This window comes from Agrobacterium genomosp. 13 str. CFBP 6927 (genome assembly GCA_900012615.1).
In the GTDB taxonomy this organism is placed as follows: domain Bacteria; phylum Pseudomonadota; class Alphaproteobacteria; order Rhizobiales; family Rhizobiaceae; genus Agrobacterium.
Genome location: LT009757.1, coordinates 2032892 through 2056344, shown reverse-complemented (window position 1 = coordinate 2056344; position 23453 = coordinate 2032892). Strand labels below are relative to the sequence as shown.

Below are 23453 nucleotides of genomic sequence, written 5' to 3'. Positions count from 1 at the left end.
TCTGCTGCCTCCGAAATAGCACTTGACGAAACATCAGTCCATATGGAACATTGTTCCAACAATACAAAATTGTCCGGCAACGAGCGGGCAATTCGGGAGGAAGCATGTTTTCGAAAGTCATTGGTGCCGTCAAAGGACAGGCCCACACCGTAGGCAGCCTCGTGGGCGCAGGCATTGTCTGGGAAATCGCGGTGCGTCTCTTGAATGTTCCGGAATATATCCTGCCGGCACCGAGCAAGGTCTTTGCGGACCTTTATAACAATGTGCCTATTGTCTTCACCGCATCGCTCTACACGCTGCAGCCCATGGTGCTCGGCTTCCTCGTGGCCGTCGTCATGGGAACGTTGCTTGCCCTGCTGGTCGTCTATTCACGTGCATTCGAGGCGATCTTTTATCCGCTGCTGGTGATCCTGCAGATCATCCCCAAGATCGCCATCGCACCACTCTTCATTATCTGGGTCGGCTTCGGTCTGCCGTCGAAAATCCTCCTGGTTTTCTGCTCTCCTTTTTTCCGATCGTCGTCAATTCCATCGTGGCCTTCAAATCCATTGAGCCGGATGTCTACGATCTTGCCAAAAGCTATCGCGCCGGACGCCTGAAGATTTTCTGGAAAGTGGAGTTGCCGGGCGCCCTGCCCTCGCTTTTTGCAGGCTTCAAGGTCGCAGCCGCGCTTTCGGCCACGGCAGCCGTCGTGGCGGAGTTCGTCGCTTCGGATAACGGCCTTGGATATCTGCTTTTAAATTACAACGGCAACATGAACACCAGCATGACCTTCGCCGTCATCATCGTGCTGAGCCTGCTTGGCTTGCTTCTCTACGGCATCGTGGAACTTATCGAGCGTTTCGCCATCCCCTGGCACGTTTCGCAGCGCCGTGACGATTTCACTGTCGGGAAAAGCGCGACCTGAATTCGGACTTCAATTAAAAACGGGAGGATAAAATGTTCAATATTATGAAAAAAACGCTTGCGGGCGGTGCGATCGCGCTCGCCGTTGGTCTGGCAGGAATTCAGTCCGCTGCGGCTGAAGACAAGGTCACACTCCGTCTCAATTTCCTTTTGAGTGGTGTCCATACCATCTTTTATTACGGCGCAGAAAAGGGTTTCTACAAGGAGGCCGGCATCGATCTGCAGATCGGCGAAGGCCAGGGCTCGGCGCGCACGGTCCAGTCGGTCGCAACTGGTGGCGATATGTTCGGCATTGCCGATGGCGGCAGCGTCATTGCCGGCGCTTCGAAAGGCGCACCGGTCAAATCCGTGCTCGGTCTGCTTAACACCTCACCCTACGCTATGACGTTTCGCGCGGATTCCGGCGTAAAATCCATCAAGGATGTGGAGGGCAAGACGGTCGCGGCCAGCGCTGGCGAGGCATCGCTTGTCCTCCTGCCCGCTATCTGGAAAAAGAACGGCGTCGATGCGTCCAAGGTGAATATTCTGAATGTGGATGGACCCGGCAAGATCATCGCCATCATGCAGGATCGCGCTGCGGGCATTCTCGGTGGGCTTGAAAACCAGGTCGTGGTTCTCAATTCAAAGGGTCTGGAGCAGAAGGTATTTTCTTTTGCGGAGCTGGGCGTGAACACGCAGGGCCTGACGATCGTTACCAACACCAAGTTGATCGACGGCAATCAGGACCTGGTCAAGCGCTTCGTGGCGGCGTCGCTGAAATCCATAGAGGCAGCCAAGGCGGATCCTGACGCGGCAGTTGCTGCAGCCGTGAAGGAAAAGCCGACCGGCGATCCCAAGCTTCTGAAAGAGCAACTGGAAGTCTCGCTCAAACTTCTGCCGTCGCCATCCGCCCCATCTGCGCCGCTCGGCGAAATGGCTGCGGCAGACTGGCAGCAGACACTTGATCTGATGAAGGAATATCAGGACATCAAGACCGATATGTCGGCAGATGCCTTCTTCACCAACAGCCTCATCGCAAAATAACTGCAGACGACCGAGAGCCCGGCAGATCTGCCGGGCTCGATGCGGAACAATGGTTTCAAACATGTCCACACACTATGATCTTGAAGGCCGGGTGGCGGTCGTCACGGGTGCTGCCGGCGGCTTCGGTGCCGCCATCAGCCGGAGGTTACAGGACTGCGGCGCCACGGTGATTCACTGGGATCTGCCGACAGCTGTGAAAAGCGGTTACGTTGCCAACCTGCCCCATGCCGGCGTCGATATCACAGACGCACAAAGCATCGAAACCGCCACCAATGATCTGCAACAGCGGTTCGGCAGGCTCGACATCCTCGTCAACAATGCCGGCATTGTCGGCAATGTCGCGCCCTTGTGGGAAATTCCGGTCGAGGAATTTCGCAGGATCATCGACGTCAATCTGTTCGGGTCGTTTCTTGTCTGCCGTGCGTTGGTGCCGTTGATGATCGAAACGGCGAAAGAAAGCCATTTCGGCCGCATCGTCAACGTCGCCTCCATCCAGGCCAAGGAAGGCATGCATCAGGCAGCAGCCTACAGCGCCGCCAAGGCGGGGCTGGTGGCGATGACCAAAAGCCTCGGCAAGGAACTGGCAACAGCGGATATTCTCGTTAACGCCATTACGCCCGCGGCCTCCATGACGGCAATGAGTGTCGATGCCCCGAGGGAACGACTGGACGATATTCTCTCCCGCATTCCCATGCGACGTTTTCTCGATCCCGCCGAAGTCGCCAATATGGTGGCCTGGCTCTCTTCTTCCGAATGCAGCTTCTCGACCGGCGCGGTTTTCGACCTGTCCGGCGGTCGTGCAACATATTGAGGTAACCAATGTCTCTCTTGGGAAAGGCCGTCGTCGCCATCTGGAACGACATCTTGCCGGAAGGCCGTGATAATTTCATCGAATGGCACAATCGCGAGCATATCCCGGAACGCGTCGCGATCCCCGGCTTCCTACGCGGACGCCGTTATATCGCCGAGCAGGGAGTACCCGAGTATTTCACGCTCTATGAGGCAGCGGATGCGAAGGTGCTGGTCGGCCAGCCCTATCTCGACCGGCTGAACAATCCCACCCCCTGGACAAAGCGTTCCACCGCAGACTTTCGCAACACGACACGCGGTGTCTGCAACACCGACTATTCCCATGGCTGCGGCGACGGTGGCTTCATCGCCACCTTTCGTTTTGATGCGGCGGAGACAGATAGGGCGGCAATCCGATCCATGCTGACTGACGCTCTCTGCGAAACCGGTAAGTTGAACGGCATCAGCGGCACCCATCTTTGCATTGCAGACAGTGGCGCAAGCAGCCTTGAAACCGCCGAACGCAAGGGCCGTCAGGTTGGTGTGCCGAACTGGATCATCATGATCGAAGGCGGCTCGGCCTCTTCCGTTGCCACTGCCGCGGACAGGCTGGCGCAACAACTCTCCGGAAACGACCTCGTCGGACCCGTGGAATTTGGACTTTACCGCCTTGAATTTGCGCTCGGCGAAAATGCCCTTCAGCAATCAGCCGCATAGGAAAACAGAATGAAACTTCTCCGTTATGGTCCAATCGGCCAGGAAAAGCCGGCAGCGCTAGACGCTGAGGGCATTATCCGCGATCTTTCTTCGATCGTCACCGACATAGCCGGGGCGACCCTTTCGCGCCGTTTTCTTGAAAAACTGACAAAAACCGATCTTTCTTCCCTCCCGGTCGTACCATCTGATGTGCGGATCGGCCCCTGCGTCGGTTCTGTCGGCAATTTTGTGGCGGTTGGCCTCAATTACATCGACCATGCGCTGGAAACGAATACGCCCATTCCCGAAGAGCCGGTGCTTTTCAACAAACACACCTCCTGCATTTCCGGCCCGAATGATCCGATTTGCCTTCTGAAGGATTCGGAAAAAACCGATTGGGAAGTCGAGATCGCCTTCGTTATCGGTGAGCCGGCCTATCATGTGCGGGAAGAGGATGCACTCTCGGTCATTGCGGGTTTCTGCGTCTGCCATGATGTCTCCGAACGCGCCTTCCAGATCGAACGCGGTGGCCAATGGACGAAAGGCAAAAGCGGACCGACATTCGGTCCGCTCGGGCCATGGCTGGTCACACCGGATGAAATCAGCGACGTGCAAAATCTCGGCCTGTGGCTGGATGTTAACGGCCAACGCATGCAGACCGGCTCGACGTCCAAGATGATTTTCCCGATCGCAACGCTGGTTTCCTATATCAGCCGCTTCATGCGTCTGATGCCGGGCGATGTGATCACCACCGGGACACCGCCAGGTGTGGGCCTTGGAATGAAACCGCCCGTCTTCCTGAAAGCCGGCGACGTGGTCGAACTCGGCATTGATGGCCTTGGCAGACAGCGCCAAATCGTGACAGCATTCGGCGCGTGAGATCATCAGGAGACATGAGCGGAATGACGGCGATCGAAAAACTGACGGAGCGTTTTGCAAAGGCAAGCCGGGAGGGTGATAGAATTGCTTTAGCGGAGCTGGAGGCGGAGGGCCTCGTTCCGGGCACGCTTGCAGAGGCGATGGCGGTTCAGCGAGACCTTGCCGGATATTTGGGAAAACCGATCGGCGGCTGGAAGCTGGCGATTCGTCCGGATGGTGAGGCGGTCGCGGCTCCCATGTTCGATTGCTGCCGGGTGAACGATGCCAATCTCGCTTCCTTCCCGTTAGATGGAACGGAAGCGATTGAAGTCGAGATATGCTTCACACTCTCTGCCGATATTCCCGCTGCAACCGAAGGACGGCTCACCAGATCGGATCTGATGCAGTATATCGACAAGGTGCATCTGGGTGTCGAGCTTCTCCGTTACAGACTGGAAGAGAAAAATCAGGTTCCGTTTCCGCTTTTTCTGGCAGACCGCCTCGCCAACCATGGTTTCGCCCTCGGTCCGGAGGTGGACAAGAGCGTCGTGGACGTTTTTGCCGCTAATGGCGATGACCTGCCGCAGCTCATCGTTACCGAAGGATCGGGGCAGCTCTTCCATGCCAAGGTGAAACACCCGAATGTTGATCCGCTGGCGCCACTTCTTGCCTTTGCCAATGCCGCACTCAACACGGGACATATGCTGATGGCAGGCCAGGTGGTGACGACGGGCAGCCTCTGCGGTGCGCTGCCGGGCGCACTCTCTGACGAGACCCGCATTATACTGGAATCGGTTGGCGCTTTCACGCTGTCGGGTCCGAAAGAATAAGCCGGCAGCCCAACGAATAAACAATCACGTTCTCCCGATCAGCGATGATGAGACGCAAACCGGCACCTTTTTGCGTCACTTCACTTAACCCGCCCGTATTCACCCAGAAAATCGAGCAACGCCCGAATACGGGACGGGAGGAGCCCGCGCTGGCCGGCATAAACGGCGTGAAATATCTCCGTCTCACCCGTATCAAGATGATCGAGGACCGATATGAGCCGGCCAGCGGCGATATCCTCCCGCACGGTGAAGGCAGCAGCACGAACCAACCCGACACCGGCAAGGGCGAGATGGCGAAGGCCCTCGCCATCGCTGACCTGCACGCGTCCCGTCGCGGGAATGACGACGGTCTTCCCGGCATCCCGCAACGGCCACCCGTCGATTGACCGGGCATAACCGAACCCGAGCCGATTGTGATTTTCCAGATCGGTTATGGTTTGCGGCACGCCGCAGCGCTCGAGATAATCCGGGGCGGCGGCAATGATCATCCTTGTCTCACCGAGTTTCCGGGCAACGAGCGTTGAGCTTTTCAGGGGTCCGGCGCGCACCGCGACATCCATGCGCTCCGCGAGGAGGTCGACCACCATATCCGTCTGGACGATATCGAGCGTCACGCCCGGATGAAGCGCCAGAAACCGTGGCAGGATGGGCGCAAGAATATGTGTTGCATAAGAAGCGCTGGTGTTGATCCGCACCCGGCCGACGGGCTGTTCGCCCTCACCGGCAGCCCGTTCGGCCTCTTCTAGATCGGCAAGGATGCGGGTGGCCCTTTCATAGAAGGCGCAGCCCTCCGGCGTGATCTGAAGCTGCCGGGTGGAACGGTTGAGCAGGCGCACGCCCAGGCGGCCTTCCAGCCGTGCGATCAGCTTGCTCACCGCCGAAGGTGTCATGTTCGCCGCTGCAGCCGCGCGGGAAAAACCGCCGAGTTCGACGACCCGCACGAAGATTTCCATCTCCCCTGCCCGGTTGATATCCAGTCGCGCCATGATGATTTCATCTCACAAGTGATAGTATTTTCGGCATTCTATTTCATTGAAGAGCGAGCGTCTATCTTCAGACGGCGATTGAGACACATCACAATCCTCGTCTGCCTGATCACGGGATGGGCAGAGCGCGATGCTTTAAAGCGACCCGCCCGCGACTATTTCGAAGCAACAAAGGAACGCCCCATGGAATATCGCCATCTCGGCCAATCCGGCCTGAAAGTGCCAGTCTTGAGTTTCGGCGCCGGAACTTTCGGCGGGTCCGGCCCGCTCTTCAGCAACTGGGGCAATTCAGACGCGACGGAAGCCCGGCGCCTGATCGATATTTGTCTGGAAGCCGGCGTCAACCTGTTCGATACGGCCGATGTCTATTCCAATGGCGCATCCGAAGAAGTGCTTGGCGAAGCCGTCAAAGGAAGGCGCGACAGCGTTCTGATCTCGACCAAGACCAGCCTGCCGATGGGCGACGGGCCGAACGAGGCGGGCTCGTCGCGCTTCCGGCTGCTGCGCGCGGTGGATGACGCCCTGCGCCGCCTAAAGACCGACTATATCGACATCCTTCAGCTTCATGCCTTCGATGCCTTCACCCCGGTTGAGGAAGTGCTGTCGACGCTCGATACGCTCGTCCGCTCCGGCAAGGTGCGATATACCGGCGTCTCGAATTTTTCAGGCTGGCAGATCATGAAATCGCTTGCCGTCGCGGACCGATATGGCTGGCCACGTTATGTGGTCAATCAGGTTTATTATTCCCTGATCGGCCGTGATTATGAGTGGGATCTGATGCCGCTCGGCGCGGATCAGGGTCTTGGCGCAATGGTCTGGAGCCCGCTTGGCTGGGGGCGGTTGACCGGAAAAATCCGCCGCGGCACGCCTCTGCCCGAAGGTAGCCGCCTGCATGAGACCGCCAGCTTCGGCCCGCCGGTGGATGATGAACATCTCTACCGCGTAGTCGATGCGCTCGACGCTGTCGCGGAAGAAACCGGCAGGACGGTGCCGCAGGTCGCCCTCAACTGGCTGCTCAGACGCCCCACTGTTTCCACGGTGATCATCGGCGCGCGCAATGAGGAACAGCTTCGCCAGAACCTCGATGCCGTGGGATGGGAACTGACGTCCGCACAGGTAGCGAAGCTGGACGAGGCCAGCGAGGCGACTGCTCCATATCCTCATTTCCCCTATCAGCGCCAAGCGGGTTTTGCCCGACTTAATCCACTGGCCATGACACGTCAGACTATGCCGTTCTAAGGCAGGGCCCGGCCGCCTGAACCACAGGCGGCCGGACAGATGCGGAGCTTCAGGCGGCTTTGTTGGCGGAGCCTGCGTCCACCCGGCCCGAAAACCAGTTTGCCAGAATTGCGCCGGAAATATTGTGCCAGACGCTGAAAATGGCGCTCGGAACCGCGGCGAGAGGCGAGAAATAGGCCGTTGCAAGTGCCGCGCCAAGGCCCGAATTCTGCATGCCGACCTCAATCGCGATGGCCTTGCGCTTGGCAAGCGACAGGCCCGTTGCCTTTGCGGCGAGATAACCGAGGAGATAGCCAAGCCCGTTATGCAGGACGACGACGGCAAAAATCATCAGCCCGGACTGGGCGATGGACGCCTTGGATCCTCCCACCACCGCCGAAACGATGAGGACGATGCCGATGACGCTCACCAGCGGCAATGCCGGAACGGCGGCCTTGACGAGACCGGGCAGCAGCTTCTGCAGGGCGGCGCCGAGAGCGAGCGGAACCAGAACGACCTTGACGATGCTGAGGAACATGGCCCAGCCGTCAACCGGCAGGAACTGGCTCGCAAACAGCCAGACGAGGAACGGCGTCACCAGCGGCGCGGCAAGCGTGGTGACCGAGGTGCAGGCAACGGACAAGGCGACATCGCCCTTGGAGAGATAGGTCATGACATTGGAAGATGTTCCGCCCGGGCAGCAACCGACAAGAATAACGCCCGCCGCGACTTCCGGCGGCATGGGAATGATGCGGGTGAGCAGCACCGCCAGAAGCGGCATGATGAGAAACTGCCCGAGCACGCCGATCGTCACATCGAATGGCCTTTTTACGACCTCCCTGAAGTCATCGACCGAAAGTGTGAGCCCCATGCCGAACATAATGATCGACAAGAGCGTCACGATCCACGGTGCGATCTGCTTGAACGTATCCGGAAAAAAGAAGCCGAGTACGGCAAACAGGATGACCCAGATGGCAAAGGTCTTGCCAACGAACGCCGAAAGGCTTGCCAGCGATTTCATATCTTTACTCCCTAATGAACACGAGACCCCGTCTAGAATCCAAGGGGGTCGTGTCAAGGTCACTCCGGGGGCAAAGGGTCAGAACCGGTAAGTCAACCCAACGACCGGTCCACTCAGTCGGGAATCGAAAACGTAACCATCGTGGGAATAATCCACGTCAAGCACCTTGTAGCCCGCCGAGACTGACAATGTGTCGGTAAAGACATAGTTGACCGTCGCGAGCGCTGACCAGGTCAAATCGGATCCTGCTCCGAAACCGCCGATATCCACTTGTCCCTGAACGGACAGCTTGTCCGTCAGGCTGAAAAAGGCCCGCGCGCCGATGACGGGGTCCAACCAGCCGAAACTCTCCCTATGGCTGGCGGAAACGCTGCCGATCAGGGGGTGGCTGGCAGTGACCGCGACGTCATTGGAAATGTGCCAGAAGCGCGCGCCGGCAAGCGCGTCGAGAGAAAATCCGTCCGCATCGATGACACGGTAACCCGCCTGCAGCGTCGCCATGAATTCCTGTGTGTCCACATTCGCACCGACAGCGGCACCGGCCGGCAAGGTTGGCAAACCCGGAATCTGCAGCGCCGGCAACGGACCGGCTGCCTTGCTGTCGGTGGTATCGACATACATCAAATCGCCGGAAAGGACGAAACGGTCGTAACGCCCCCAGATGTTGAGAAACCCACCGAAATTGAGATCATCCATGACATCTGAAAAGGATTTCTCCACATGCAGGGTCGGTGCCCGTCGGAACGGCGATATGTTGCCATTCAAACCAGTCGCCCAGAGATAGCCCGTGGCCTGAAACGCCCAGTTGGTTCCGTCATCAACCTTCGCGGGTGCGGCAACAACGTCGTCCGCACCTGCAGCCGCGGTTGCGGAAAAAGCCATAACAGCTGCAAAAACTGATAATTTTAGCAATGCCTTCTCCCCAACTAATCGCCCGTAGCTAAACCTATTTGACTCCCGCCAACAAGTCCGATTTTCTATCATACGCTGTATTGGCACCGCGAGCACCGGAGACGTTCCCATGCGCCCCAAGACCCTTCCGTTTTTTTCCGCCTGCACTGCCGCGATATTGTCTGTCGCCACGCTTGCCACATCGGTTGCCGAAGCCTGCACACGCTTCGTTTATCTGGGCGAAAATGATCAGGTGATGACGGCCCGGTCGATGGACTGGAAAACGGATGTGGGAACCAATATCTGGGTCTTCCCCCGCGGCATGGAGCGCTCCGGCGAGGCAGGTCCGAATTCGATCAAATGGACCTCGAAATACGGCAGCGTCATTGCGTCGGGTTATGATATTTCGACGACCGACGGCATGAATGAGGCAGGCCTTGCTGCAAACGTTCTCTGGCTGGTGGAGTCGAGCTATCCCGCTTATGACGGAAAATCGCCGGGCCTGTCCATCGCCGCCTGGGCGCAATATGCGCTCGACAATTTCGCAACGGTGGACGAGGCCGTCAGCGCACTCGAGAAAAACCCCTTCACCATTGTCACCGACAATGTCCCCGGCGAAGAACGTCTGGCAACCTTACACCTCTCCCTTTCGGATGCGACGGGTGACAGCGCGATCATCGAATATATCGACGGCAAACAGGTTATCCATCACGGCCGTCAATATCAGGTTATGACCAATTCGCCGACCTTCGATCACCAGCTGGCGCTCAACGAATATTGGAAGCAGATTGGCGGTACCGTCATGCTGCCGGGCACCAACCGCGCATCCGACAGGTTTGCCCGGGCCTCATTCTATGCCAATGCCATTCCCAAGAGCGAAAATCCGGTCGAGGTCATAGCCAGCGTCTTCAGCGTCATCCGCAATGTTTCAGTTCCCTATGGTATCACCACGCCGGACCAGCCGAATATTTCCTCTACCCGCTGGCGCACGGTGATAGACCACAAACGCAAGCTTTACTTCTTCGAGTCCGCGCTCACGCCGAATATCTTCTGGATCGACATGACGAAACTCGATCTTTCGAAAGAGACCGGTGCCGTCAAGAAACTCGACCTCGGCCCCAATCAGATCCACATCTATTCAGGCATGGCGAACGAAAGCTTGAAGGACACCAAGCCTTTCAAGTTTCTCGGGCTTTAGGTCTCAAATCGCGTAACAGGGCGGCGAGTAACAAGCGGGCCGTTTCCGCCGTTCCTTGCCGCCCATCGTGTAAGTGAACCTAAGAGCATCACGAGAAGCGATAGTGCAATCGAACACAGCCCTTTTCGATTTCCTTTGCGCTGACGAGAGTGGGGCTTGCGCGGTGACCTGTAAGCGGGAAAAGAGGTTCGCCTGAGCCGAGGATTTCCGGAATCAGGTAAATCTCGATTTCATCCAGTGCGCCGCGCTCCAAAAAGGCCATCTGCAGCTTTCCGCCGCCCAGGATCCAGACATCGCCATCATCGAGAGCGCGCAGTTCCTCCATCAACGAGCCCACATCGCTGCGCACCTCCAGAGGGCCCTTGGGCTCCTCGATCGGCCTCGAGGTGACGACGACGACGCGTTGATCTCGATAAGCCCAGGGTGACTGTTCGCTGGCAATGAAATCATAGGTCGCACGACCCATGACAACGGTTCGAATTCCCTTGATAAAACGTCTGTAATCGTGTTCGCCGAGGTCCATATCATCATATTTGTAGAGCCAGTCGAGCGAGCCGTCTCCAGAAACGATCCGCCCGTCCAGGCTCGCCGCGATATACCCGCGAATGACTGCCATATCTTCCTCCTTGATTTATAAATGAATATACGTTTATATATAAGCCATGCCAAGACACAAGTCTATTTCAGATGATCAGGTGCTGGACGCACTACTGCCCCTCATGTTGCAGATAGGCCCTGACGGGCTGACTTTTGCCGCAGCCGCAAAGGCCTGCGGCCTATCTGCGGCCACCCTGGTGCAGCGTTACGGCAAGCGCGAAGACCTTGTCGAAACCGTGCTTCTGCGCGCCTGGGACAAGCTGCAGGCGGAAACGGAAACGGCCGATGAGCAGGAACCCTTGACGCCGCAGGGCGCCATAGCCCTTCTCATGCGCCTCATGACCTCTGAAGCCGCAGAACAAAACGCCAGTGACGGACTGCTGCTGCTCAGAGAAGACATTCGCAATCCGAAGCTGCGGGCGAGAGGTGCCCTCTGGGGACACACCCTTGCCCACGCGCTTGGCCGCCGCCTTGCCCGCGACGAGGAGAGAGCATTGCGGCTGGGGTGGCAGATGGCCGCCGTTTGGCAAGGCGCACATACATGGTGGGCATTTGTCCGCGGGGAAGATGCGGGCACGGCAATCCGCAAGGCGCTCGAAGAATGGGTCGCCACCGTCAACGCAAGCAAGCGGTAACCCGCGCCATCGGACGCATATTTTATAAGCCGCAGTCGGGTGAATTTATCCTCGAATTACCGCTTGACCTCAACCGTGATTGAGGTCCTAGAACTATTGTCACCTTGTTTTTGCAAGGCTCTTTCCATGCTCTTGAGCGAACAGTTGACAAAGGAATACCAATGGCTTTCCAGCTTCCCGACCTCCCCTATGCCCATGATGCGCTCGCCCTTGCAGGCATGTCCGACGAGACGCTGAAGTTTCATCACGATCTCCACCACAAGGCCTATGTCGATAATCTCAACAAGGCGATTTCAGGCACCGAGTGGGAAAACAGGAGCCTCGAAGAGATCGTCCGGGGCACCTATGAGAAGGGTGCGGTGGCGCAATCCGGCATCTTCAACAATGCCTCCCAGCACTGGAACCACAATCTCTTCTGGGAAATAATGGGACCGAAAAATCATGCGATCCCGAAGGTGCTGGAAGATGCGCTGACGCAGTCCTTCGGCTCGGTTGCGCTGTTCAAGCAGAATTTCGCCCTCGCTGGCGCCTCGCAATTCGGCTCCGGCTGGGCGTGGCTGGTGGTGGATACCGATGGTTCACTGAAAATCACCCGCACCGAAAACGGAGTCAATCCGCTGTGCTTCGGGCAGAAGGCGCTTCTAGGCTGCGATGTATGGGAGCACAGCTACTACATCGATTTCCGCAACAAGCGCCCGGCTTATCTCGAAAATTTCCTCGACAATCTGGTGAACTGGCAGGCGGTCGCCGCCCGCCTCTGATTTAAGTCCCACCGATCCGGTCGCTGCCGCTGCCCTGGGTGGCTGACCGGGTCAGGCGCAGCCGGACAGCCGCCGTCCGGCTGCAACTCCATTCGAGCGTCTCAATGCCCTATGTCGTCACCGAAAACTGCATCGCCTGCAAATATATGGACTGCGTGGAAGTCTGTCCGGTGGAATGTTTCTACGAAGGCGAGAACATGCTCGTTATCCATCCCGATCAATGTATCGACTGCGGGATCTGCGAGGGCGAATGTCCCGCCGCGGCCATCCGGCCGGATACCGAAGCGGGGCTGCATGTCTGGCTAGACCTCAACCGCCATTATTCCGGCATCTGGCCAAGGGTGTACCAGAAAGGGAACCCGCCTGATAACGCCGATGTCATGAACGGCGCTGCGGCCAAGATGTCCATTTTCTCAAAAAATCCGGGAGCGGGCGGTTAGCCCGGCACTGCATGTCTCATAATTTCAGGCTGATCGATGGCGGTGTGGTCAATCACGCGCATATTCCGCTGAAGGCGTGCTCGGCACCGACGATCTCACCGCGTGAATTCAAGGATTCAATGGCCGGGCTTGCCTTTACGGTTGCCGTGGCCACGGCCTCACACGCCGGGGAGCGGACCGGGCGGACGATCACATCCTTCATGCCCCTCAGCGCCGAGCCGCCGCTTTTGATGATCTCCATCGACGCCAGCAGCCGCATGGTCGATCTCATCGCCGCGAGCCGACGCTTTTCCGTCGCAGCGCTATCCAGAGGACAGGAGGAGATCGCCGACGTGTTTGCCGGAAAGGGAAACCAGCCGGACCGGTTTTCCGTCGGCAACTGGGATGTCTGGCCTTCGGGAAGCCCAAGGCTTTCCGGGGCCCTTCTCTCAATGGATTGCAACCTTGTCGGTTCCACCGATGCCGCCGATCACATCCTCTTCGTCGGCGCGATCATCGAAGCGAGGTTCGATCCGTTGCGCAAAGCCTTGCTCTGGAGTGAACGCAACTATAAAGGCGCGGAAGTAACAAAATAGCTGTCGGCACGGATCTCTCTCACCGCGCCTTCAGGCATATCACCGTCCTGTCGTCGCTGAATTCACTCGATGTTGATCCCTTTACCGATGGATAGTCATTGAGCTTGTGAAAATCTGCCGCTTCGACGCGGGCGAATTCGGCTTCCCAGTCAGCGACGTCGACCCCGGCAGGCAGTGAGAGATAACCGTCGGTAAAGATTTCGAGGCTGTTGATCGTGTCCTTTGCGAGCGACAGGTCGATCGTCCCCTCCTCCATCACCATCCCGCCATTGATCGAGGCGTATCCCAAAACATGGCCTTGTCTGTTTGCGTAGCGTGGCTGAACGCGAATACCGCCCATCAGAAACTCTTCCACGGCTTCGATCTCGGCCTGAAGGCCGCTTGCGGTAGCGGCTGTTGTGATCACTTTTTCCGCGTCCGTCGCGCTCATGATCCCGGCTTTGACCGCAGCACGAAGGCCGGAAAATATGGTGGCGCGGGTTTTGGCCTCCGCTGCATCACCATCCCCAATTGACGCGAAAAGCTGTTTGAAGACGTGGATGCGCGCCGAGGTGCTGACCCGGTCTATGAGCTTGGCATGCTGCAACAGCCTGTCCCCATTGATGCGCATACCGGAATCGCCAGCCAGAAGCAGCCGAAAACTGTCCCCCATATCGGCAACGATAGCGAGCGTGGTGGATGGTGGATGACTGGCATTGATGCGCTCGGCTTCCTTTTTCAGGATATCGCTGATGGTCTGGAACAGCGTGTCTGCCTCGCAACTTTGCAAAGCACCCTGGATGCTCATCTCCGCCACCGCATTTGCGGCGGCAAGCGCGGCAATGCGGCCGGAACTCAGCCCGCCATAATTCACACCGGTCGGATCAGTCGCACCGTCAAAAACGGCCAGGACCCGTCCGGGAAGAAGAATGGCCACATCGTCCCCCGGCGTTGCGGCATTCTTGTATTTCGATTGCGAAAAGCTCGCGATATTCATCGTATTGTTTCCTTGCAGAGGGGAGCAGGCGGCGACGCGCCGGTCGCCGCTGCTTTAGTCTTTCATGAGGGTTGCAAGCGGTCAGACGAAGGATGCTTCCTTGTCTTCCGACAAACGGAAGACGACGAAGACGCAAATCCCGGTACTGACCAGAAGCAGGGTGGACAACGCAGCCGCCGTGCCAAATTCTCCGTCGATCACCTGGATATAGATCAGCACCGGCATAGTGATCGTGCGGGCGGTGTAGAGGATCAACGTCGAGGAGAGTTCATTGATGGCAGTGATGAAGCTCATCAGCGAACCGATGATGAGACCAGGCAGCATCAGAGGCACAGTCACCGATACGAAGGTCTTTGCCGGAGAAGCCCCAAGATTGACCGCGGCTTCCTCGATGGACGGCTTGATCTGCCTGAGGATTGATGTCGTCGAGCGGACGCCATAGGGCAGCCGGCGGATAAACACCAGAAGGATGATGATCAGCGCCGTCCCGGTGATATCAAAGGGCGGATAACGGAACGTCGTCACGTAGCCGATCGCCATGACGACGCCGGGGATGAGGTAAGGCACCATCAGCAGAAGATCGAGCGAACCGGAGACCCCATTGTCGCGTCGAACCACAATGAAGGACAGCAGGCCGGAAACGATGGCGATAAGCACGACGGCGGCCAGTGCAAACGTGAAACTGTTGGCAATCGCCTGCGGTGAATCGCGAAGGATGCGGGCGTAGCTGTCCAATCCGAAACCGCCGGTAAAGACTGGACCGCTGGTTGCAAGGAACGACGTATAAATGACCGTGAGCGACGGCAGCATGGCGATGAGCACGACAAAATAACAGAAGCCGTGCACGATGAACGATTTCAGCGGTCGCATGGACTGCTTGACCGGCCGGTTCGTCAGCGAACTGGCGTAGCGGCGCTTGGCAAGAATATGCCGCTGCAACAGAAGTGCCGCCATGGAGATCGCAATCATCACCATGGAAATCGTCACAGCCATGGTCGGGGTTCCGGCCATTTCAGAGGTATATTGCGCATAGGCGATGGTCGACAGCGTCCTGATACCCTTGCCGAGGATTGCCGGCGTTCCAAAGTCGGCGATGGACAGCACGAAGCAGATGATCGCGCCCGTGCTGACTGCCGGAAAGACCAGCGGCAGGGTGATCTTGCGGAACCGCTGGAACGCCGTGCAGCCGAGGTTTTCCGCCGCGTCCTCATAGGACTTGTTGATGGTGTTCAGCGCATTTTCCGTCATCAGGAAGATGTAGGGAAAGAACTTCAGGCTGAAGACCATCACGATACCCGGGATTCCGTAGATCGTCGGCAGGGAAATGCCGGCGAAGGATAGGAGATTGGTGACAGCACCATTGGCACCGAACAGCATGATCCAGGCATAGGCACCGATGAATGGCGGCGCACAGAGCACCAGCACCGCAAATGTGGCGATGAAAGTGCGCCCCTTGATGCGATAGCGGGAGGTACAAAAGGCAAGCGGAATACCGAGAAGGCAGGCGCCCAGCATGCCCAGCACCCCGATGAGAAGCGTATTCCAGAGTGCGACCGTATAAAAACGCCGTGTGAACACTTCCGCATAGTTGCTGAAACCGAATGCGCCTGTTTTGGCATCGAAGAAACTGATAAAGAACACGCTGAAAATCGGCAGGATCAGAAAGATCGCCAGCAGGATGACGGCAAACACCGTCACGCTTGTCCAGAAACCCGGCATTCGCAGGCGGAAGCCCCTGGTCGTTGCAGTCACAGCCATATCCGTCATGACAGGCGCTCCCCGGTTACACCTTCACCGAACAATTGCGTATCGCCCGCAGGCCAGGAGAATGTCGTTTTCTGGTTTGGCTGAAGCGCGATGATCTCCGGCGATGGCTTGGTGATCGCCTCGATTTCCTCCCCCGACGAGAGCACGGCAGCGACGTTCATCTCACGACCGGTGAAGCTGACCTGCCTTATGGTCACCGGCAGTTGGATGCGCCCATCACCGGCAACCGCGGCAGGGCCCACAGAAATCGCCTCCGGGCGGATCGCAGCAACGATCTTCCGGTCCTTGGAAATAGCATCCGCCTGCGGCAGCTTCACCTTGATGCCGGATATGGATGTCTGCCCGCCCGTGCGGTCGAGCGTCAGGAAATTGTTGGCCCCCACGAAGGAAGCGACAAAACGGTTGGCCGGATTGTTATAGACTTCCCATGGCGGTGCGGCCTGCTGAATGACACCGCCATACATCACGCAAACTAGGTCGGACATGGCAAGCGCCTCTTCCTGATCATGGGTGACATAAACGGTGGTGATGTTCATGGCCTGCTGGATTTCACGCAGTTCCCGCCGCAAATCCACGCGAAGTTTGGCGTCAAGGTTGGATAGCGGTTCGTCCATCAACAGCACTTTGGGGTTGATGACGAGGGCACGTGCGAGACCCACACGCTGCTGCTGGCCACCAGAGAGTTCATGCGGCATTCGATTGGCATAGGGGGCAAGCTGCACGACATCGAGAATCTTGCCTACCCGCTCGCGGATCTCGGCTGAAGATGCCCTGCGCTGCTTCAGGCCGAAGGCGATGTTGTCGAACACCGAAATATGCGGAAAGACCGCGTAATCCTGAAAGACCATGCCGACATCACGCTTATGGGCCGGAACATGTTCGATCGCCTGTCTTTCGATGCTGATGCTGCCGCTATCCTGCTGATGAAAACCGGCAATCGTGCGCAGAAGCGTGGTCTTGCCACAACCGCTCGGTCCGAGAAGCGTAAAAAACGATCCTGATGGAATGGAGATATTGATGTCGGAGAGAGCAACGACATCCCGGTAACTTTTTTTGATGCTGGTAATTTCTACGGCGGCCATGTGCTGCTCCATGACATATCCTGCGCGGTACACGACCACGGTGGACGAGACAAAAATGCGAGTATGAATGCGATACCGTGAGGACGGCGGCCTTCGCCGCCGCCTTAACGTCTTATTGGACGTCGAGCAGGATCTCGTTCCATTTTTCCATCAGGCGGGAGCGATTGTCCGCAGCCCACTTGAAGTCATATTTCGCATCCGGAACATCAGACAGCGGGACAAGCGCCGCATTGGCCGGAACATCGGTTCTGACGGAACGCCGACCGGCCTTTACCACCACTTCCTGCGCTTCCTTGGAGACGATGAAATCGATGAAGGCCTTGCCGTTTTCGGCATTGGGCCCGCCCTTGACGAGCGCCATGCCGTCAGGTGCGATCGCCGTGCCTTCTTTCGGATAAACGATCTCTACCGGGGCACTGCCCAGCTTGTAGCGCAAGGCGGCGTCTTCGAGCGTAATGCCAACCGCCTGCTCGCCATCATTGACGAAACGCGGAACCGCGCCTGACGATGTGGACAGGACGGAGTTGCCGAGAATGCCGGTATAGACCTCCCAGCCCTTCTCCTCGCTGTCGAAATCCTGCAAAACCGTTGCCATCTGGATATAGGCGGAACCGGACTGATCGGCGCGAGCCGAGGAAATCAGGCCCTTATATTCAGGCTTCGCAAGATCGGCCCAGGAAGTCGGAACCGGTGCGCCTTTCAGCGCTTCCTTATTGACGATGAAGGCCGTAACGACTGCGGTAAAGGGAACCCAGTTGGTGCTCGGCGAAAAGGCAGGGTTGATCGATGCTGCCTCGACAGGCTTGTAAGGTTCGAAGAGGTCGGCGGAAAAGTCGATGACGGTGCCATCAACGCTCCAGATAACATCACCCGCTGCCTTGCCGGTTTCCGCCTTGATGCGGTTCATCAACTCGCCGGAACCGGCTTTGACAAGCTCGACCTTGGTGCCGGTCTTCTTTTCAAACAGCGGCAACAACTCATCCATAAGCTGCTGCGGCGCTGCCGAATAGACCACGACGGTACCTTCGGCATGGGCGAAAGCCGCGCTGGCAAGGAAGGTTGCGCCGGCAACAAGGCGCGCGAAAATAGTGCATGATTGACGCATGAAGGATGCTCCGTTTTTTTGTTCCCTGACCACGATGTCCCGCGACCTAATTTTTTGTTGTTTTTGTCGTCGCAGCTCGTTGTCTGATATTTATTTTCTTTATGTAAATTAATAAGTCAAGCGCGAATTCGTTACAAAAATTAAAACGCCCTATCACACTGATAAACAAAGATATTCCAATAAAATTACAACATCGCCGCTAAACCCGGACCGGGAAATTCGCTGTACAATCGCGTCGTTTGCGCTATTCAATCCGACGTTACGTCTCGCGGGAGAATGGCTTGATCGACCTCGGCTACAATGAACGGCGTCTGCTCGAGATTTTGCGCGGCAAGGGTGGCATGTCCCGTATAGAACTGGCGCGCGAGATGGATGTGTCGGCACCGACGCTGACGCGTCTGACATCCAGCCTTCTTGAATCCGGCCTCATTATCGAGGCTGAGGAAGCACGCAACGACGGCAAGCGCGGGAAACCGTCTACCGCGATCGAGATCAATCCGAACGGGCTTTTCACACTCGGGGTCTACTTCAATCCAGATGACCTGCGGGTCTGCATCGCAGATCTCAATGGCACGATAAGGCACGAAGTCAGATCTGACCTGGAAGACTACAGCTTCGAGCACATCATGGAAACGGCGGAGGCCGCCGCACGCCAGGTGCTCGAAAAAGCAAAGGTCAAAAAAATGGATGTGCTTGGTTGCGGCATCAGTTTTCCGGGCCACTTCAAACGAGACCGTGGCCATGTGTTCCGCATCAGGCAATTCGAGAGCTGGCATGACATCGATGTCGACAAAGATTTCCAGCCCTATTTTGATTTTCCGGTCTTTCACGAAAACGACGGCAATACCGTTATTCTCTCTGAGCTATATTACGGCGCAGGCCGAAGCATCCGCAATTTTGCGATGATCTGGCTGACTTACGGCATCGGCGGCGCGGTGGTGGTGCAGCGCCATCTCTACCGCGGGACGAACGGCAATGCGGGTGAGTTTGGCGGCCTGTTTCCAAAATCCCATCCGCGTCCTTCGGGACAGGACCTTTGCGACACACTGGCCGCTCACGGCATGGATATCAGGCGTCTGAAGGATATCGATGAAAGCTATTCGGATCACCCTGCCGTGGTCGCCTGGCTTGAAAGGGCAACAGAACAACTTCGCTTGCTCGCACTGACCGTTGCCCGAACGATCGATCCCGGTGCCATCATTTTTGGCGGATCGCTACCCGACTGGATTCTCGAACATATCGTGCAGCGCATCGGCTCACTGGAAATGCTCGGCGAGGATTTCTTCGTCGAGCCCCCCGAAATACGCAAATCGATGATGAGCGACCTGCCGCATCTTGGTGCCGCCAGCATACCGATCTACCGTGCCACGACACCCAGCTATTATTCAGGCAGGGCGTTGAAGGGATGGGCTTAGCTGCTGTTAGTCGGCAGCCTTCTTACCCAGTAATGGATTAAGTTGCCGGCTGTCTGCACCTGTGAAGCGAACGCGCCTATTCCGCCCTCCCTTAAGATAATCCGGGTGCCCTCATCGTCATGACAGGCAACTGCTAGAGAAAACCTACCTGCTGCCAGCGTCTGTCCCCATTTGCGCGGGCAAAGCTGCCTGGGGCAACCCCCATTCTCCTGCGGAAAGCGGTGCTGAATGCGCTGGCGGATTCATAACCGATCTCCTCGGCAATATGATCGAGCGACTTTACGCCGCGCATCAGCGCGTCCCTGGCAAGCGCCATCCGCCAGCGGGCCAGATATTCGATCGGCGCGCAGCCGAGCATTTCAGCAAAACGCGCGGCAAAGGCCGAGCGCGACATGCCGGCGATCCCGGCCAGTTCGGCCACCGTCCAGTTGGCGCGGATGTTGGCATGCATGGCGGACAAAGCGCGAGCAAGTCCGGGCAAGCGCATTCCCTTCACCAGCCCCGCCGGAATAGCCTCGCTGCCGGCGCCGGGACGACGCAGCACTTCGATCAAAAGAACCTCCAGCATGCGCCGGATGATGAGTTCCTTGCCCGCATCCTCGCTGGCGCATTCCTCCGACAGCAATTCTATGAGGCGCGCCAGCCGGGATGCTCTGCCCTCGCCCGCCGGCACATGGATCAGCCCGGGCATCAGCGAAAGCAGAAGCGCGGCATTGATACGCTCGAACATGAAGCTTCCCCCAAGCGCAACGAAATCCGGCTCTCCCTCCTGTTCACCATGCCGGACCGCCCGGTCTTGCGGCTCCACCGGAATACATTCGACATCGGTATCGCTGCAGAGCGAGAAAGCCGGCGTCGATGGCAGGAGCAGGAAATCACCGCGCGCCAGCCGCAGGGGTTCGCGGCCCTCGAGCAGAACCCAGGCCGCGCCGGAAAGGACGATTGCAAAACCCGGAGCGTCATAAGCGCGATAACGCACGCCCCACCGGCCCCGTCCGGAAATCGGCTTGGACACGGCGGCGCTCGGGCGCAGAAGATCGATAATATCGCTGAGTGGATCCATTCTCTGGACGATCAATAATAAATTTTGGCTTATTAAGCATATATCATCCAGATAACGTCGTCTATCTCCAATGGCATCGAACAATGGAGACTTATGATGACCAAGACCATCCTCATCACCGGCACCTCGTCTGGTTATGGCAAGGCGACCGCCGCGTTCTTTCTTTCCCGCGGCTGGCATGTCGTCGCGACCATGCGAAATCCGGATGCCAGCCGCTTCGGTGACGATACCGGACGGTTGCGCGTCCTTCCTCTGGATGTGACGGACGAAAAGAGCATCGCGGCCCTGATCGATGCGGCAGGCCCGGTCGACGTGCTGGTAAACAATGCCGGCATCGGCATGGTCGGGGCTTTCGAGGCGACACCGATGTCGGCCATCCGTACGATCTTCGACACCAACAGCTTCGGTGTGATGGCAATGACGCAGGCGATCATCCCGCAGATGCGGAAACGCCGGTCCGGCACGATCGTCAATGTCACCTCCAGCGCCACGCTCGCCTCCTTCCCGCTCGCCGCCGCCTACACCGCCAGCAAGCAGGCAATCCAGGGTTTTTCCGGTTCGCTTGCGCATGAGTTGGGTCATTTCGGCATCCACGTGAAGCTGGTCGAACCCGGCTATGCGCCGACGACCCGTTTCACCGCAAACGCCATCCTGCCGCTGGAGCAATTGCTGCCAGACGACTACATGGGCTTTGCCGCGCCAATCCTTGAAGGTTTCGCCGCGCCAGCCATGACGACCACGCAAGATGATGTCGCCGAGACGGTCTGGAATGCCGTCCATGACGTATCCGGCAAGCTTCGTTTCCCGGCAGGCCCGGATGCCGTCGCGCTGGCTCGGGGAAACTGATCGAACGTGGATAAAACGCAGATGCCGGGTGCTTCAGCAACACCCGGCATCGATGTTCGCGGCATCTCACGCAGGTTCCGCCGATGCTTTCTCCACAATCTCCGGCCACAGCCCCTCCGTCGCCGTCATCAGCGCCGGCGTGGCGGCGGCAACCCAGGGGATGCCGCTGCCGAGGCGCGTCCCGATACGGACATCGAGACCCGCTTCCCTTGCGAGAACGACGCCGCCGGCGATGTCCCACATGGTCGTCAGCTTCTGCAGATGGCCGTCGAAGATACCGCGCGCGGCAAAGGCAAGGCCGATCGATGTCGAGCGGATGGATTCCACCACCCAGCCCGCATGCCGAAGCCCGACATTGAGAGCCGCCACTTCCGCCGCATCGCCGGCGGCGCTGTCGCCGAGCGACATGACCTGCACAGCCTCGAAGGGCACCTGACGGGCAAGCGGCTTGCCGTTCAGCATCAACCCGGTCCCATCAGCCGCCGCGTAGATATCCGCAAACACCGGCATGGCCACAACTCCGAGTTCCGGTTGGCCGCTCCGCACGAAACCGAGCGAGATGCCCCAGAGCGGCGAACCGCGCAGGAAATTGGCGGTGCCATCGATGGGATCGATGATCCAGTAGGCGTCATCGGCAACGCCGCCCATTTCTTCGCCCAGCACGGTTTCGCCGGGAAAGGCGGCCGCCAGACGGTCGCGGATGAGCTTTTCGACCGTGGTGTCGGCTTCCGAGACGAAATCCTGAAAACCCTTCGTCCGGGTGGCGATGGCATCGCGTGCCTCGAAAAAGCGAAGGGCAAGGCCCATCGCTTCCTCGATGATGGCGACGGCGCGTTCGAGCCGCTCGCTCATCGTCTCCACGCCCTGCCCGTCTCGCCGGCGCCAGCCTTCAGCCAGCCCGTGAAGGCTTCGACTTCATCCGTCTGGATCGCGCCGACGCCGGCCTCGGCAAGAGCGCCCCACACGGTTTCGGGATTTGAAAGCGCCCGCGTATCGTCGAAATCAACGCAATGGGACACATCAAGCGTGTTGATCCACAGGCGGATATTCTGGCGCTCCATCTCGGCCCGGCCTTCGGTGAGATCGGCAATGTCGGTGAATTTCACCTCGATCATCGGCGCCTTCAACGCCTCGATACGGCGCAGATCCTCGGCGAACTTGCCCTTCCGGACCGGGAACATCGGCATATGCGGGATCTTGCCGAACCAGTCAGTGTTCAGCACCTCGAAACGGCCCGCTTCGGGATCGATATCGGTCTTCACCAGCACCTGATCCTCGACGCCGAGCCGCAGCACGGTCTCCATGACCTGCGGCAGATCGCGGGTGAATTTGGTGTCGATATTGACGGTGATCCTGCCGCGCGCCTCTTCCAGCAACTCCTCCAACGTCGGCACGCATTCATCGCTCACCTCAGCGGCCTCGCCGCCTGCGCCGGCCTTCAGCTTCGCTGCGCGGACCACCTCGAAAGGCAGCGCGCTCACGGTTCCCTTGCCCGTCGTGGTGCGGTCGAGCGTTTCGTCATGAATGACAACGAGCCGGCCATCGGCCGTCGCCTGCGTGTCTATCTCGATCATCTCCACGCCAGCGGCAACCGCAGCGCGGACGGAGGCAAGCGAGTTTTCGGCGGTGGCGGTCCAGAAGCCGCGATGGGCGATGGTCAGGATGGCCGGATTGTCTCGCGAGCAGAGTGCAAGCACATTGCAGGCATTGGAGGTATTGCGGAAGGCAGCAAGGGTCTGGTGCATGATTTTCACTTTCGGACGTTGCAATTACCG

26 protein-coding genes are annotated in these 23453 nt (G+C 58.2%); 15 read left to right on the top strand and 11 right to left on the bottom strand.

Annotation, left to right across the window (positions count from 1 at the left end):
• Positions 1 to 104: 104 nt before the first annotated feature.
• The 7 genes from AGR13A_RS25205 to AGR13A_RS23615 all read left to right on the top strand — a co-directional run bounded on the left by AGR13A_RS25205 (position 105) and on the right by AGR13A_RS23615 (position 5102).
• Positions 105 to 599 (top strand): ABC transporter permease, encoded by a 495-nt coding sequence (locus AGR13A_RS25205; protein ID WP_308400339.1) that lies wholly within the window; start codon positions 105 to 107, stop codon positions 597 to 599.
• Positions 533 to 907: an ABC transporter permease gene (locus AGR13A_RS25200; protein ID WP_308400338.1), complete on the top strand. Its 375-nt coding sequence runs from the start codon at positions 533 to 535 to the stop codon at positions 905 to 907. The genes AGR13A_RS25205 and AGR13A_RS25200 overlap by 67 nt, the downstream gene beginning before the upstream one ends.
• 32 nt (positions 908 to 939) lie before the next feature.
• Positions 940 to 1929 carry an ABC transporter substrate-binding protein gene (locus AGR13A_RS23635; RefSeq protein ID WP_080839949.1) on the top strand — a complete coding sequence of 330 codons (990 nt, stop codon included), beginning with the start codon at positions 940 to 942 and terminating at the stop codon, positions 1927 to 1929.
• A 61-nt stretch (positions 1930 to 1990) separates the two neighbouring features.
• Positions 1991 to 2740, top strand: coding sequence for an SDR family NAD(P)-dependent oxidoreductase (locus AGR13A_RS23630; RefSeq protein WP_080840457.1), 750 nt, complete (start codon positions 1991 to 1993; stop codon positions 2738 to 2740).
• An 8-nt stretch (positions 2741 to 2748) separates the two neighbouring features.
• A complete protein-coding gene (locus AGR13A_RS23625) occupies positions 2749 to 3435 on the top strand; it encodes a DUF4286 family protein (RefSeq protein WP_080839946.1) in 687 nt (228 codons plus the stop codon).
• Positions 3436 to 3444: 9 nt separating this feature from the next.
• On the top strand, positions 3445 to 4293 hold the full coding sequence (locus AGR13A_RS23620; RefSeq protein WP_080839943.1) for a fumarylacetoacetate hydrolase family protein: 849 nt from the start codon (positions 3445 to 3447) through the stop codon (positions 4291 to 4293).
• A gap of 23 nt (positions 4294 to 4316) precedes the next feature.
• Entirely contained in the window at positions 4317 to 5102 is a 786-nt protein-coding gene (locus AGR13A_RS23615) for a 2-keto-4-pentenoate hydratase (RefSeq protein WP_167377626.1), read from the top strand.
• A gap of 80 nt (positions 5103 to 5182) precedes the next feature.
• Here AGR13A_RS23615 and AGR13A_RS23610 read toward each other — a convergent pair whose 3' ends face one another.
• Positions 5183 to 6088, bottom strand: coding sequence for a LysR family transcriptional regulator (locus AGR13A_RS23610; protein WP_080839939.1), 906 nt, complete (start codon positions 6086 to 6088; stop codon positions 5183 to 5185).
• Between the two features lie 183 nt (positions 6089 to 6271).
• Here AGR13A_RS23610 and AGR13A_RS23605 point away from each other — a divergent pair, with 183 nt between their 5' ends.
• On the top strand, positions 6272 to 7327 hold the full coding sequence (locus AGR13A_RS23605) for an aldo/keto reductase (RefSeq protein WP_080839937.1): 1056 nt from the start codon (positions 6272 to 6274) through the stop codon (positions 7325 to 7327).
• A gap of 49 nt (positions 7328 to 7376) precedes the next feature.
• Here the strand turns inward: AGR13A_RS23605 and AGR13A_RS23600 are convergent, their stop codons facing one another.
• Together AGR13A_RS23600 and AGR13A_RS23595 are read right to left on the bottom strand one after the other, a co-directional pair.
• Positions 7377 to 8327 (bottom strand): bile acid:sodium symporter family protein, encoded by a 951-nt coding sequence (locus AGR13A_RS23600; RefSeq protein ID WP_035226274.1) that lies wholly within the window; start codon positions 8325 to 8327, stop codon positions 7377 to 7379.
• Positions 8328 to 8405: 78 nt separating this feature from the next.
• Entirely contained in the window at positions 8406 to 9209 is an 804-nt protein-coding gene (locus AGR13A_RS23595; protein WP_080839935.1) for a hypothetical protein, read from the bottom strand.
• 139 nt (positions 9210 to 9348) lie between these two features.
• Between AGR13A_RS23595 and AGR13A_RS23590 the strand changes: the two genes are divergently transcribed.
• Positions 9349 to 10416, top strand: a complete 1068-nt coding sequence (locus AGR13A_RS23590) for a linear amide C-N hydrolase (RefSeq protein WP_080839933.1) — start codon at positions 9349 to 9351, stop codon at positions 10414 to 10416.
• Positions 10417 to 10504: 88 nt separating this feature from the next.
• Here AGR13A_RS23590 and AGR13A_RS23585 read toward each other — a convergent pair whose 3' ends face one another.
• Positions 10505 to 11032: a dihydrofolate reductase family protein gene (locus tag AGR13A_RS23585; RefSeq protein ID WP_080839931.1), complete on the bottom strand. Its 528-nt coding sequence runs from the start codon at positions 11030 to 11032 to the stop codon at positions 10505 to 10507.
• A 46-nt stretch (positions 11033 to 11078) separates the two neighbouring features.
• Here AGR13A_RS23585 and AGR13A_RS23580 point away from each other — a divergent pair, with 46 nt between their 5' ends.
• The 4 genes from AGR13A_RS23580 to AGR13A_RS23565 all read left to right on the top strand — a co-directional run bounded on the left by AGR13A_RS23580 (position 11079) and on the right by AGR13A_RS23565 (position 13424).
• Positions 11079 to 11648, top strand: coding sequence for a TetR/AcrR family transcriptional regulator (locus AGR13A_RS23580; RefSeq protein WP_080839929.1), 570 nt, complete (start codon positions 11079 to 11081; stop codon positions 11646 to 11648).
• Between the two features lie 161 nt (positions 11649 to 11809).
• Positions 11810 to 12409, top strand: a complete 600-nt coding sequence (locus AGR13A_RS23575; protein WP_080839927.1) for a superoxide dismutase — start codon at positions 11810 to 11812, stop codon at positions 12407 to 12409.
• Positions 12410 to 12513: 104 nt separating this feature from the next.
• A complete protein-coding gene (gene fdxA / locus AGR13A_RS23570; protein ID WP_080839924.1) occupies positions 12514 to 12849 on the top strand; it encodes a ferredoxin FdxA in 336 nt (111 codons plus the stop codon).
• Positions 12850 to 12860: 11 nt separating this feature from the next.
• Positions 12861 to 13424, top strand: coding sequence for a flavin reductase family protein (locus AGR13A_RS23565; RefSeq protein ID WP_167377625.1), 564 nt, complete (start codon positions 12861 to 12863; stop codon positions 13422 to 13424).
• A gap of 19 nt (positions 13425 to 13443) precedes the next feature.
• On the opposite strand, the gene AGR13A_RS23560 is transcribed toward AGR13A_RS23565, so the two are convergent.
• The 4 genes from AGR13A_RS23560 to AGR13A_RS23545 form a co-directional block, all read right to left on the bottom strand.
• The gene (locus tag AGR13A_RS23560; protein WP_080839922.1) at positions 13444 to 14400 is read right to left on the bottom strand and encodes a hypothetical protein; all 957 of its coding nucleotides are present in this window, start codon (positions 14398 to 14400) and stop codon (positions 13444 to 13446) included.
• Positions 14401 to 14481: 81 nt separating this feature from the next.
• Entirely contained in the window at positions 14482 to 16167 is a 1686-nt protein-coding gene (locus AGR13A_RS23555) for an ABC transporter permease (protein ID WP_080839920.1), read from the bottom strand.
• Positions 16164 to 17249, bottom strand: a complete 1086-nt coding sequence (locus AGR13A_RS23550) for an ABC transporter ATP-binding protein (protein ID WP_080840454.1) — start codon at positions 17247 to 17249, stop codon at positions 16164 to 16166. The genes AGR13A_RS23555 and AGR13A_RS23550 overlap by 4 nt, the downstream gene beginning before the upstream one ends.
• 112 nt (positions 17250 to 17361) lie before the next feature.
• On the bottom strand, positions 17362 to 18354 hold the full coding sequence (locus AGR13A_RS23545; RefSeq protein ID WP_035226248.1) for an ABC transporter substrate-binding protein: 993 nt from the start codon (positions 18352 to 18354) through the stop codon (positions 17362 to 17364).
• Between the two features lie 281 nt (positions 18355 to 18635).
• Here AGR13A_RS23545 and AGR13A_RS23540 point away from each other — a divergent pair, with 281 nt between their 5' ends.
• Positions 18636 to 19769: an ROK family transcriptional regulator gene (locus tag AGR13A_RS23540; RefSeq protein ID WP_035243181.1), complete on the top strand. Its 1134-nt coding sequence runs from the start codon at positions 18636 to 18638 to the stop codon at positions 19767 to 19769.
• A 133-nt stretch (positions 19770 to 19902) separates the two neighbouring features.
• Here the strand turns inward: AGR13A_RS23540 and AGR13A_RS23535 are convergent, their stop codons facing one another.
• Complete coding sequence (locus AGR13A_RS23535) at positions 19903 to 20832, bottom strand: AraC family transcriptional regulator (RefSeq protein WP_167377624.1); 930 nt, start codon at positions 20830 to 20832, stop codon at positions 19903 to 19905.
• A 96-nt stretch (positions 20833 to 20928) separates the two neighbouring features.
• On the opposite strand from AGR13A_RS23535, the gene AGR13A_RS23530 reads away from it, so the two are divergent.
• Positions 20929 to 21678 carry an SDR family oxidoreductase gene (locus AGR13A_RS23530; RefSeq protein ID WP_080839918.1) on the top strand — a complete coding sequence of 250 codons (750 nt, stop codon included), beginning with the start codon at positions 20929 to 20931 and terminating at the stop codon, positions 21676 to 21678.
• A 66-nt stretch (positions 21679 to 21744) separates the two neighbouring features.
• Here the strand turns inward: AGR13A_RS23530 and AGR13A_RS23525 are convergent, their stop codons facing one another.
• Positions 21745 to 22530, bottom strand: a complete 786-nt coding sequence (locus AGR13A_RS23525; RefSeq protein ID WP_080839916.1) for an inositol monophosphatase family protein — start codon at positions 22528 to 22530, stop codon at positions 21745 to 21747.
• On the bottom strand, positions 22527 to 23423 hold the full coding sequence (locus AGR13A_RS23520) for a glycerophosphodiester phosphodiesterase family protein (protein ID WP_080839914.1): 897 nt from the start codon (positions 23421 to 23423) through the stop codon (positions 22527 to 22529). The genes AGR13A_RS23525 and AGR13A_RS23520 overlap by 4 nt, the downstream gene beginning before the upstream one ends.
• Between the last annotated feature and the right edge of the window lie 30 nt (positions 23424 to 23453).